Source organism: Gordonia sp. QH-12, assembly GCF_001578675.1.
Lineage (GTDB): Bacteria > Actinomycetota > Actinomycetes > Mycobacteriales > Mycobacteriaceae > Gordonia > Gordonia sihwensis.
In genome coordinates, this window is record NZ_KQ969285.1 from 187,514 (window position 1) to 199,589 (window position 12,076).

Consider the following 12,076-nt stretch of genomic DNA (forward strand, 5'->3'; position numbering starts at 1 on the left):
GAAGATCATGACCCGCACCCGTACACCGCGCGCAGCCGAGGCGAGGGCGGGAGGCCGCCCGTCCGGCGCGTCGTCGAACGGCACCGGAACGCCTCCGCCCAGGCCTCCCCGTCCCCCCGAACGTTCCGGTTCGGGGCCGTCGGGGTTCGTCGTCCGCCAGCGGATCCTGACCGTGCTCGTCGCGGTGGTCGCTCTCGTGATCGCGGGCCGGATGCTGTACGTGCACGTGATCGCGGCCGACTCCATCTCGGCGCAGGCCTCGCAGCAACGATCGATCACCCAGGAACTGCCTGCGGTGCGGGGGAGCATCGTCGACCGCAACGGACGCCTGCTGGCACACACCGACGACGCACGGGCACTGACCTTTCAACCGAAGGCCGTACGCAAGCAGATCGCCGAGGAACACAAGAAGGATTCGACCGTCCCGGACGTTGACGTGCGCCTCAAGCAGATCGCCGACGGCGTCTCGTCGGCCCTCGGCGGCAGCATCGCGTCCGACGATCTGCTGGCACAGATGAAGTCGGACAAGGACTTCGTCTACCTCGCCCGCCTGGTGTCGCTGGACGTCACGAAGAAGATCCAGGACGAGTTCCCCGAGGTCGGCGCCGAGCGGCAGAGCAACCGCCTGTACCCGGGCGGTTCACTCGCCGCCAACCTGGTCGGCGATGTGAACTTCGACGGCAACGGTCTGATCGGCCTCGAATCGTCGCTCGACTCCGTGCTCGCAGGCACCAACGGCACCGAGACCTTCGACCGCGGTCGCGACGGCGCGGTGATCCCGGGCAGCAAGCGCAACGTCCATCCGGCCGTCGACGGAGAGACCGTGCACCTCACGATCGACTCCGACCTCCAGTGGTTCGTGCAGAGCCAGGTGAACCTGGCGAAGGACAAGTCGGGCGCGCACAACGTCTCCGCCGTGGTGCTCGACTCGCACACCGGCGAAGTGCTGGCGATGGCCAACGACAGCACCTTCGACGCCTCGCGGCCGCTCTCGGAGCAGCAGAAGGCCGATCTCGGCAACCGGTCGGTGACCTCGCCCTTCGAGCCCGGGTCGGTGAACAAGATCGTGACCGCTTCCGCGGCCATCGAATACGGGGTCACCACCCCGGACGAGGTGCACCAGGTGCCGGGGTCGATTCGGATGTCGGGTATCACCGTCAACGACGCGTGGGTGCACGGCACCGCGCCCTACACCACCACCGGCATCTTCGGGAAGTCGTCCAACGTCGGCACACTGATGCTGGCGCAGAAGGTCGGTGAGCGGCGGTTCGCCGACATGCTCGACCGCTTCGGGCTCGGTCAGCGCACCGGAGTCGGCCTCCCCGGCGAGAGCCCCGGCGCGGTGCCCGCGCTGAGTCAGTGGTCGGGCGGCTCGTTCGCCAACCTGCCGATCGGTCAGGGTCTGTCGACCACGCTGCTGCAGATGACGTCGATGTACCAGGCGATCGCCAACGACGGGGTTCGGATCCAGCCGCGGATCATCGCTCCCGAGGACGAGGACGAGGCCGGCGTGAGCAAGCCGGAGTCGGTGCGGGTGGTCAGTCCGCAGACGGCCAAGACCGTTCGCGACATGTTCCGTGCCGTCATGCAGAAGGACCCGGAGGGTGTGCAGAACGGCACCGGCTACACCGGCGCCATCCCGGGCTACCAGACCTCGGGCAAGACCGGTACCGCACAGCAGGTCGACCCGTCCTGCAACTGCTACTCGCGGTCGAGCTACAACATCACCTTCGCGGGTATCGCGCCCGCCGACGCGCCGCGGTTCGTCATCGGCATCATGATGGACAATCCGGTGCGCAGCTCGGACGGCAGCGGCGGTCAGTCCGCGGCGCCGTTGTTCGGAACCATCGGTTCGTGGCTTCTGCGTCACGACCAGGTGCCGTTCTCCGCGCAGCCGGCTCCGCGCCTGCGCTTGGAGGCGTGAGGGCGCGCCGCATCGCACGGTAGATTCATTGCGTCATCACCGCGTGCGCTCCGGCGGACGAGGGGGAGACGTCGGCGAGACGAGTACGTCTCAACGGGACGAGAAGGTCAAGGCGGAGGTCTGAGGTAGTGGTGGAGCCGGGAGCCGGTGCGACGAACAGCAGTGGGCCGATCCGCCCGGAGCACCTCCGGCCGGTGGCCCTGAGCGCACTGGCGGACGAGTTCGGTCTGGTTCTCGACGGCGCCGACGCCGAGGTCACGGGCGCGACTTTGCGTGCGCAGGACGCGGGTGCCGGATACCTGTTCGCCGCGCTGCCCGGCGACCGCACCCACGGTGCTCGATACGCCGGCCAGGCGTCGACCGCCGGTGCCGTCGCGGTGCTCACCGATGCGGCGGGACTGGACCTGATTCGCGCCGCGCCCGGCCTGGGGTCGGTGCCGGTGCTGGTGCACGACCGCCCGCGGTCGGTGCTGGGGGAGGTCTCGGCGCGCATCTACGGCGACCCGTCGTCGAAGTTCACCCTCATCGGTATCACCGGGACGTCGGGCAAGACCACGACCGCCTACCTGACCGAGGCCGCTCTGCGGGCCGCGGGACGGGTGGTCGGACTGCTGGGGACCGTCGAGATCCGCGTGGACGGAACCGTGGTCCCGAGCTCGCTGACCACCCCGGAGGCCCCCGACCTCCAGCGGATGTTCGCCGTGATGCTCGAGCGCGGAGTCGACACCGTCGTCATGGAGGTCTCCAGCCACGCCCTCGAACTCGGCCGCGTGGACGGCTGCCGGTTCGCCGTCGGGGGCTTCACGAATCTCTCGCAGGACCACCTCGACTACCACCACACGATGGACGCCTACTTCGCGGCCAAGGCCCGGCTGTTCCGGGCGGATTCGTCGACCCGGGCGCAACGCGCCGTGGTCTGCGTCGACGATGCGTGGGGCGTGAAGATGGCCGCGGTCGCCGGTACGTCCGTGACCACCGTGTCGACCACCGGTGCGGCTGATTGGTCGGTGGTCGGAACGGTACGGACCGAGCCGGGGTCGCAGACGGTTCTGGCGGCCACGCCGGAGGGCTCGGAGGTGGAGCTGACGGTTCCCCTGCCGGGTGCGTACAACGTCGCGAACGCTCTCCTCGCGGTAGCGCTGAGTGCGGCGGCCGGAGTGAACGTGGGGACGGCGGTCACCGGTCTGGCCCGCGTGGCGGTGCCGGGCCGGCTCGAGAAGGTCGAGCGCGGACAGGATTTCCTGGCCGTGGTCGACTACGCGCACAAGCCGGCCGCGGTCGAGGCGGTTCTCGCGACCCTTGCGGCCCAGACGCCGGGACGGATCGCCGTCGTCCTCGGGGCGGGTGGCGATCGCGACACCGAGAAGCGGCCCCTGATGGGCGCGGCCGCGGCACGCGGCGCCGACCTGGTGATCGTCACCGACGACAATCCGCGGTCCGAGCGGCCCGAGGACATCCGGACGGCGGTGCTCGCGGGAGCGCGGGCGGTGGCGGACGCGCGCGGGGAGATCCGGGAGATCGGCGACCGGCGCGAGGCGATCGCCGCGGCGGTCGACTGGGCGCAGGCGGGCGACGTGGTGCTGGTCGCGGGTAAGGGCCATGAGAAGGGGCAGGAGATCGACGGCGTGAAATATCCGTTCGACGATCGGTCTGTGCTGGGCGAGCTGCTCGACGCCCGCGTGGTCGATGACGCCGTCGACGCGCGGCCGGCGCTGCGGGTGCTGCTGGTGGACCCGCAGGCGGGCATCGACGAGGCACGCCGGGCGGTCCGCGAACTCGTGGCGCTGGCCGCCGACACCGGAGTCGGCAGTGCCCACCGAGGAGGGGAGTCGGCCCGCCGGACCTGGGTGATCGCCGGTGAGTTCGCCGATGCGGACGGACGCGACGAGAACGCGCGGTGCGTCGACCACGACGGCCTGGGCCGGCAGATCGTCCGGCTGGCCGTCGATCAGGTGATCGCCGTCGGCGAAGATCTCCGTACCGTACGGGCGCTGCATCAGGGCGCGGTGATGGAGGGGTCGTGGGGTGACGAGGCCGTGCTGGTGGCCTCGCCCGCCGCAGCCGTCGACCATCTGCGTACACGGCCCGCCGAGTCTCCGAAGCCCGGAGACCTGGTGCTGCTGGCCGGGGGAGAACTCGGCGAGACGCTGCTCGCGTACTGGCGTGAGGACGCCGGACTCCCGGTCGAGGTGCTCACCCGCTGACCTGCCGGAGCGGCGGCTCGCGCTAGATTCTTAGTTCACAGATTCCGACAAGTAAGGACATGCAGTGACCCAGATACTGATCGCGGGCGCGATCTCGCTGGCAGTGTCGATTCTGCTGACGCCCGTCCTGATCAAGGTCTTCTCCCGGCAGGGCTTCGGCCAGGAGATCCGGGTCGAGGGGCCGCAGAGCCACCAGTCCAAGCGGGGGACGCCGTCGATGGGCGGTGTCGCGATCGTCGCGGCGCTGTGGCTGGGCTACCTGGGCGCGCATCTGTTCGGGCTGCTCGACGACGGTGGCGGCCCCACCGCCTCGGGTCTGCTGGTGCTCGGCCTGGCGACCGCGCTGGCCGCCGTCGGATTCCTGGACGACTTCATCAAGATCTACAAATCGCGCAACCTCGGTTTGAACAAGACCGCCAAGTCGGTCGGGCAGATGATCGCGGCGGTCATCTTCGGCGTCCTGCTGCTGCAGTTCCCGAACGCCGAGGGCCAGACACCGGCCAGCGAGTACCTCTCGTACACGCGCGACATCAACGTGATCTCGCTGACCGCGGTGGGCTTCGTGCTGTTCTGCTGGCTGGTGGTCGCGGCATGGTCGAACGCCGTGAACTTCACCGACGGTCTCGACGGTCTGGCCGCGGGTTCGGCGGCGATGGTGATGGGTGCATACGTTCTGATCACGTTCTGGCAGTACCGCAATCCCTGCGCGCCGCTCCCGGCCAACGCCGAGAACGCCAGCGCCTGCTACGACGTGCGCGATCCGCTCGACCTCGCGATCGTCGCGGTGGCGGCGGGCGGCGCCTGCCTCGGCTTCCTCTGGTGGAACGCCGCGCCGGCGAAGATCTTCATGGGCGACACCGGTTCGCTCGCGCTCGGCGGTCTGGTGGCGGGTCTGTCGCTGACGACGCGCACCGAACTGCTCATGGTCGTCATCGGCGCGCTGTTCGTCGCCGAGATGGTCTCGGTGGTGGTGCAGATCGCCTTCTTCCGCACCACCGGCAAGCGGGTCTTCCGCATGGCGCCCTTCCATCACCATTTCGAGCTCGGCGGCTGGGCCGAGACCACGGTGATCATCCGGTTCTGGCTGCTCACGGCCATCTCCTGTGCGCTGGGACTGACCCTGTTCTACGGCGAGTTCATCTCGCATGCGGGCTGACATGGGGCTTTCGCTGGAACAGGCCCGCGTTCTGGTGGCCGGCGGTCGTGCCACCGGAGTGGCCGTCGTCGACCTGCTGCTGGAACTCGGTGCGAAGCCCGAGGTGATGGATCAGACGTTCGCGGACCCGCAGGCGGGCGCCGATTTCGTACGCCGGGGCGTGCCGGTGCACACGCCGGAGGAGTTCGTCGCCGATGACGGCACCGCGGAGTTGCCCGAGGGCATCGAGCTGATCGTCGTCTCACCCGGCTTCCGCCCGGACACGCCGCTGCTGGTGGCGGCCGCGGCAGCGGGTACGCCGGTGTGGGGTGATGTGGAACTCGCGTGGCGCGCCGATCGCGCCGGGTTGTTCGGACCCGCGCGCACCTGGCTGGTGATCACCGGAACCAACGGCAAGACCACCACGACGGGAATGATCGAGTCGATCGTCACGGCCGCCGGACAGAGCGGTCTGGCCTGCGGGAACATCGGTCTCACGGTGGCCGATGCGCTCCGCGCCGAGCCGCGCGCCGACGTCCTGTGCGTCGAGATGTCGTCGTTCCAGCTGCACTGGGCGCCGTCGGTCCGGCCGGACGCCGGCGTGGTGCTGAACGTGGCGGACGATCACCTCGACTGGCACGGCTCACGCGAGGCGTACGCCGAGGCCAAGGCCGGAGCGCTGACCGGCCGGGTGGCCGTGGTCGGTGAGGACGATGCGGGCGCGGCGGCGCTGCCGGTCGGGCCCGACTCCCGGCGGGTCGGATTCACCCTCGGCGTACCGCGACCGGGAATGCTGGGCATCGTCGACGGCACGCTGGTCGACTGCGCCTTCGGGGACGGCACCCTCGCGATGATCCCCGCCGCCGATGTGCGGCCGGCGGGACCGTCGGGACTGTCGGACGCCCTCGCCGCGGCTGCGCTCGCTCGCGCCGTGGGAATCGATCCCGAGGCGGTGGCGCGCGGACTGCGGGCCTACCGGCCGGCCGCGCATCGCGGTCAGGTGGTCGCGCGCATCGACGGCGTCGCCTTCGTGGACGACTCGAAGGCCACGAATCCGCACGCTGCCCACGCTGCGGTGGTCGCACACGAGCGTGTCGTGCTGATCGCGGGCGGATTGCTCAAGGGCGCACCCGTCGACGACCTGATCGCCGGAACAGTGTCGCGGTTGGCCGGAGTCGTCGCGATCGGCCGGGATCGGCAGATCATTCTCGACGCGATTGCGCGACACGCCCCAGAAGTCCCAGCCGTCACAGTATTCACAGGGGACGATGGCTCTGTGATGACTCAGCGGACTGGTGAACGGGCACGTGCCGTCTCCGCGACCGGATCGTCGGACGCGGTGATGAGCCAGGCGGTCGGTGCCGCCTGGGAGTTGGCGCAGGCGGACTCGCCAGGGGTGGACGCGGTGCTCCTCGCACCGGCGGCCGCCTCCCTGGACATGTTCGCCGGGTATCCGCAGCGCGGCGAGTCGTTCGCCGCCGCCGCGACCGCCCTCGCCGACTCCCGCGCGAACCGATGAGTTCCGGCGACGAGAACACCGGCGTCGCGGAGGACGTCGAGGATTCGGCGCCGCGCTCCGCCGCCGAGGGCGAGGACGCCGCCGAGGCGCCCGGCGACACCTCCGACCGTCCTGACGCCCCCGAAAGCGCTGATGGAGAGTCGGAGGCGAGAGTCGCAGACCGGTCGGCTCGGCGCCGGAATCGCCGGACCGCGTCCACTCGGAGCGCCCGGCGTGGCGGCACCGCGGACGCGGACCCGCTTCGCAGGCTTCGCCTGATGCGCGGATCGGATCTCAAAGCGGGTGCGGCGTTCCTCGCCGGGGGAGTCCGGAATCTGCTCGCGCGGCCCCTGACCTCGTTCCACCTGATCGTCTCGATCACCGTCATCCTCATCGCGCTCGGCCTGATGATGGTGCTCTCGGCGTCCGCTGTGGAGGGCTACGCGAAGGACGGCTCGGCCTACGGGATGTTCACCACGCAGGTGATGTTCGTGGCCCTGGGTCTGGTGCTGTTCTACATCGCGCTGCGGATGCCCGTGCGGACGCTGCAGAAGGCCTCCCTGCCCATTCTGCTGATCTCGATCGTCCTGCTGATCCTGGTGATGATCCCGGGCTTCGGCGTCGCCGGCGGCGGTGCGCGCCGCTGGCTCTCGTTCGGCGGGCTCACGCTGCAGCCGTCGGAACTGGCGAAGGCGGCGCTGTGCATGTGGGGAGCCGCGGTCCTCTCGACTCGCGATCCGCGCACGTCCACGGCCCGCGATCTGATCTTCCCGCTGATCCCGGTCGCCTTCGGCGTCGCCTTCCTGGTCATCATCGAGCCGAATCAGTCCACGACGATGATCCTGGGGATGATCGTCGCGACGCTGTTGTGGTTCGGCGGGCTGCCGGGGCGGTTCTTCGCCGCCTTCGGCGTGGTCTTCGCGGTGGCCGGCGTCGCGCTGGCCTTCGCCGAGTCGTACCGTGCCGCGCGCATCTTCAGCTTCCTCGGCCGTGACTCCGATCCGCTCGGCGCCGATTATCAGCCGAACCAGGCGAAGTTCGCGCTGGCCGACGGTGGACTGTTCGGCAAGGGGCTCGGCCAGAGCACCGCCAAATGGAACTATCTGCCCAATGCGCACAACGACTTCATCTTCGCGATCATCGGCGAGGAACTCGGACTGGTCGGCGGGATCATCGTCCTGGGGCTGTACCTGCTGCTCGGGTACGTCGGGATGCGGATCGCCCGCCGTTCGGTGGACCCATTCCTGCGTCTGATGTCGGCGACGATCACCGTGCTCTTCCTGGTGCAGGCCTTCATCAACATCGGATACGTCGTCGGCATCCTGCCGGTCACCGGCATCCAGTTGCCGATCCTGTCGTACGGCGGTACCTCGGCACTGACGATGCTGGCGATGCTCGGTTTGCTGGCGAACGCCGCACGGCACGAACCGCAGGCGGTCGCGGCGCTGGCCGGGCCGGCGCCGAAGGGGTTGTCGCGGTTGCTCCGTCTCCCGCGGCCCGAAACGTACCGGGCTGCGGGCTCGTCGCCGCGGCGCCGGCCGACCGCCGCGCCCATCCGGCGACCGGCACCCGTCCGCGGTTCGTCCGGGACCGGCCGTCGCGAGGCGCCCCGCACATGGGCGGGCCGCCCGCGGACGCCCGAGGCATCCGGGCCGCGAATGCGACGCCGGTCGGGCGAATCGAGCTCGGGGGAGATCCACTATCCTCCTAGGGGTGCGCGACCGTCCCGGTCGTGGCAGGAGTCCAGGTCGCCGGCTCCGCGCGATCGTGCGCGGCGGACCGGCAGAGGCGGATGGGAGAACGGTCGCCGGTGAGCAAGCGGAAGCGGTCGCACGAGGGGGGATCGGCACTTTCGGTGGTGGTCGCAGGCGGTGGAACCGCAGGCCACATCGAGCCCGCGCTCGCGGTGGCCGACGCCGTGCGGGAACTGGAGCCGGACGCGCGGATCACGGCCCTCGGGACGAGTCGCGGCCTGGAGACCACGATCGTGCCCGCGCGCGGATACGACCTGCGTCTGATCCCGCCGGTTCCCCTGCCTCGGAAGGTGGGTGTGGAACTGGCCAAGACTCCGTGGCGAGTGGCACATTCGGTGGCCGCCACGCGCAAGGTCTTCGCCGAGGTCGACGCCGATGTGGTGGTGGGCTTCGGCGGTTACGTCGCACTGCCCGCGTATCTCGCGGCGCGCAGTCGACTCCGCGGTGCCCGGCGGATCCCCGTGGTGCTCCACGAGGCGAACGCCAGCGCAGGTGTCGCGAACAAGGTGGGCGCCCGGCTCGCCGACCGCGTCCTCGCGGCAGTCCCCGACTGCGGGCTGGCCGGCGCCACGGTCGTCGGAATCCCGGTGCGCGGAGCGATCACCCGACTCGACCGTGCTTCGGCCCGTGCCGAGGCGCGCCGATTCTTCGGTCTGGACCCGGATGCGCCGACCCTGCTCGTCTTCGGCGGCTCGCAGGGGGCGCAGCGGCTCAACGAGGCGGTCGCGCCGGCCGCTACGGCGCTGGGCGCGGCCGGTATCGGTGTTCTCCACGCCTACGGCCCCAAGAACACGATCGACCCGGTCTCGCCGCCGGGCGCCCCGCCCTACGTCGGGGTCAGCTACCTCGACCGGATGGACCTCGCGTACGCGGCCGCCGACCTGGTGATGTGCCGGTCCGGAGCGATGACCGTCGCCGAGATCTCCGCCACCGGACTCCCGGCGGTGTACGTCCCGCTGCCGCACGGCAACGGCGAACAGCGACTCAACGCACTGCCCGCGGAACGGGCCGGGGGCGCCGTCATCGTCGACGACGCGGACGTGACGCCCGAGTGGGTCGAGCGAGAGATCCCCGCACTGCTGGGCGACACCGAACGCCTGCGCGCGATGAGTGCCGCCACCGCGGGGCTCGGCCACCGCGACGCCGCCGTCGAAGTGGCGACGGCGGCACTGGAACTGGCTGCCGCTCGACGCGGCGACCGTGCGACGACGCAGGACGGACTCCGATGAGCGACCCGGCGATCGAGAACACGCTTCCGGCGCAGCTGCAGCGGGTGCACATGGTCGGCATCGGCGGCGCGGGCATGTCGGGCCTGGCCCGGATCCTGCTCGCTCGCGGCGGTCAGGTGTCCGGTTCGGACGCGAAGGATTCGCGCGGGGTGCTGGCGCTGCGGACCCGCGGCGCGCAGGTCCGGATCGGCCACGCACCCGACGCCCTCGATCTGCTCGACGGCGGTCCGACCGTCGTCGTCACCACCCGGGCCGCCGTGCCCGACGACAATCCGGAACTCGTCGAGGCACGCCGCCGCGGTATCCCGGTGCTCTACCGGCCCGAGGTGCTCGCCCTGCTGATGCGCGGACACCGGACCGTGTTGATCTCGGGCACCCATGGCAAGACCTCCACCACGTCGATGTCGGTGGTGGCACTGCAGCACTGCGGTGTCGACCCGTCGTTCGCCGTCGGCGGTGAGTTGAACGAGTCGGGCACCAACGCGCATCACGGCAGCGGCGAGGTCTTCGTCGCCGAGGCCGACGAGAGCGACGGCTCCCTGCTTCAATACGTGCCGGACATCGTCGTGGTCACCAACATCGAGGCCGACCATCTGGACTTCTTCGGTACCGAGGCGGCCTACGCGCAGGTCTTCGACGAATTCGTCGCACTGATCCGCCCCGGCGGAACGCTGGTTGTCTGTCTCGACGATCCGGGAGCCGCGGCGCTGGCGCAGCGATGCGTTGCGAGCTGCGCCGAGCGCGGGGTCGCGGTCCTGGGATACGGCAGTGCCGCGCGGATCACGGTGGAGGGTGTGCCGGTGGTCGCCGAACTCGTCGAACTCGCGGCGCACGGGACCGGGGGGCTGGCCACGGTCCGACTCTCCGAGCCGCTGGTCGACACGCCGCGCGTCCGGGAACTGGCCGTCACTCTGCCCGGCAGGCATATGGCGCTCAATGCGCTGGGAGCCCTGATCGCATGCGCACGGACGGGGCAGGACGTCGACACCGTGGCGGAGGGCATCGAGAGCTTCGGCGGGGTGCACCGGCGGTTCGAATCGCGGGGCCGTGCCGCCGACGTCGACGTGTACGACGACTACGCGCACCATCCGACCGAGGTCCGCGCCGTGCTCACCGCCGCCCGAGACGTCGTCGGCGCGCGGTCGGGGCGTGTGCTGGCCGTGTTCCAGCCGCATCTGTATTCGCGGACGGCGGAGTTCGCCGCCGAGTTCGCCGCGGCGCTGAGCTTGGCCGACGAGGTGATCGTGGCCGACGTCTACGGTGCCCGTGAACAACCGCAGCCCGGGGTCACCGGCAGGCTGATCTCCGATGCGGTGACCGCTCCCGCGGTCTTCGTCCCGGATCTGTCGGAGATCGCGAACGCCGTGGCTCACCGTGCCCGGCGCGGCGATCTGGTGCTCACCATCGGCGCCGGCGACATCACCATGCAGGCTCCGGCCATTCTGGAAGCGCTGGAGAGGGCCGCGGCCGAATGAGCCGGCGGCGTACGGCGGAACCGGACCGGGCGCGGCGCACGCGTCCGGGCGCCGCCTCGTCGCCGCGGCGGTGGCCGCTCATCGGCTCGGTGATCGCCCTCGTCGTCGTGGTCGGCGGGCTGGTGGCGATCGCCTATTTCACGCCGCTGATGTCGGTGCGGTCGGTGGACGTGACCGGAGCGACCGCGATCGATGCGGGGGAGGTGCTGCGCACCGCGCAGGTGCCTGAGGGCTCACCGCTGCTGCAGGTCGACACGGCGGAGATCGCGAACCGGGTGTCCGCGCTGCCGGAGATCGAGTCGGTGAACGTCAGCCGGAAGTACCCCTCGACCCTGACGATCGCGGTCACCGAACGGACGCCGGTGGTGACCGTCGAGCAGTCCGGACGGATCGGCGTGATGGATCGCCTGGGTATGGTCTATCTCACCTTCGGGTCGGCCAAGGACCTGCCCAAGTCCCTGCAGGGGCTGCCCGCACTGCAGATGACCGACCCGTCCGCGGCCAATCCGACGACGCGGGCGGCGCTGACCGTGGTGCAGGATCTCCCGGACTGGCTGGCCTCTCGGGTCGTGGCCGTCGCGGCCGACTCGCCGTCGGACATCACGCTCCGTCTCAAGAGCGGCAAGAAGGCCGTGTGGGGAGACGCGGGGCGGACGGCCGACAAAGCCGAAGCCCTGCGGAGTCTGCTGATCGTCGACGGACAGCAGTACAACGTCTCGAGTCCCGAGTACGCGTCGGTCAGCTGAGTCGGCGTGTCCGCGGACGGGGACTCGGGAGGAAATCCGACACTGATTTCGCGACACGCCGCGAGCCTCCTGGCACCACGGCGCCGCGATCAATACCGTCGTCCTCAACAC

At 70.4% G+C, this 12,076-nt stretch carries 8 protein-coding genes; all 8 read left to right on the forward strand.

Features of this window, described 5'->3' with window-relative positions:
* Window positions 1–7 precede the first annotated feature (7 nt).
* The 8 genes from Y710_RS05520 (at window position 8) to Y710_RS05555 (ending at window position 11,965) form a co-directional block, all read left to right on the forward strand.
* Complete coding sequence (locus tag Y710_RS05520) at window positions 8–1,924, forward strand: peptidoglycan D,D-transpeptidase FtsI family protein (protein ID WP_045539581.1); 1,917 nt, start codon at window positions 8–10, stop codon at window positions 1,922–1,924.
* A gap of 128 nt (window positions 1,925–2,052) precedes the next feature.
* Window positions 2,053–4,128: a UDP-N-acetylmuramoyl-L-alanyl-D-glutamate--2,6-diaminopimelate ligase gene (locus Y710_RS05525; RefSeq protein ID WP_062366713.1), complete on the forward strand. Its 2,076-nt coding sequence runs from the start codon at window positions 2,053–2,055 to the stop codon at window positions 4,126–4,128.
* A 64-nt stretch (window positions 4,129–4,192) separates the two neighbouring features.
* Window positions 4,193–5,284 carry a phospho-N-acetylmuramoyl-pentapeptide-transferase gene (gene mraY, locus Y710_RS05530; RefSeq protein WP_006895326.1) on the forward strand — a complete coding sequence of 364 codons (1,092 nt, stop codon included), beginning with the start codon at window positions 4,193–4,195 and terminating at the stop codon, window positions 5,282–5,284.
* Window position 5,285: 1 nt separating this feature from the next.
* Entirely contained in the window at window positions 5,286–6,782 is a 1,497-nt protein-coding gene (gene murD / locus Y710_RS05535; RefSeq protein WP_045540523.1) for a UDP-N-acetylmuramoyl-L-alanine--D-glutamate ligase, read from the forward strand.
* Window positions 6,779–8,575, forward strand: coding sequence for a putative lipid II flippase FtsW (gene ftsW, locus Y710_RS05540; protein WP_062366715.1), 1,797 nt, complete (start codon window positions 6,779–6,781; stop codon window positions 8,573–8,575). Before murD ends, ftsW begins: the two co-directional genes overlap by 4 nt.
* Entirely contained in the window at window positions 8,554–9,744 is a 1,191-nt protein-coding gene (gene murG, locus Y710_RS05545) for an undecaprenyldiphospho-muramoylpentapeptide beta-N-acetylglucosaminyltransferase (RefSeq protein ID WP_062366717.1), read from the forward strand. Before ftsW ends, murG begins: the two co-directional genes overlap by 22 nt.
* Window positions 9,741–11,219, forward strand: coding sequence for a UDP-N-acetylmuramate--L-alanine ligase (gene murC, locus Y710_RS05550; RefSeq protein ID WP_062366720.1), 1,479 nt, complete (start codon window positions 9,741–9,743; stop codon window positions 11,217–11,219). Before murG ends, murC begins: the two co-directional genes overlap by 4 nt.
* Window positions 11,216–11,965: a cell division protein FtsQ/DivIB gene (locus tag Y710_RS05555; RefSeq protein WP_006895331.1), complete on the forward strand. Its 750-nt coding sequence runs from the start codon at window positions 11,216–11,218 to the stop codon at window positions 11,963–11,965. The genes murC and Y710_RS05555 overlap by 4 nt, the downstream gene beginning before the upstream one ends.
* Window positions 11,966–12,076: the final 111 nt, after the last annotated feature.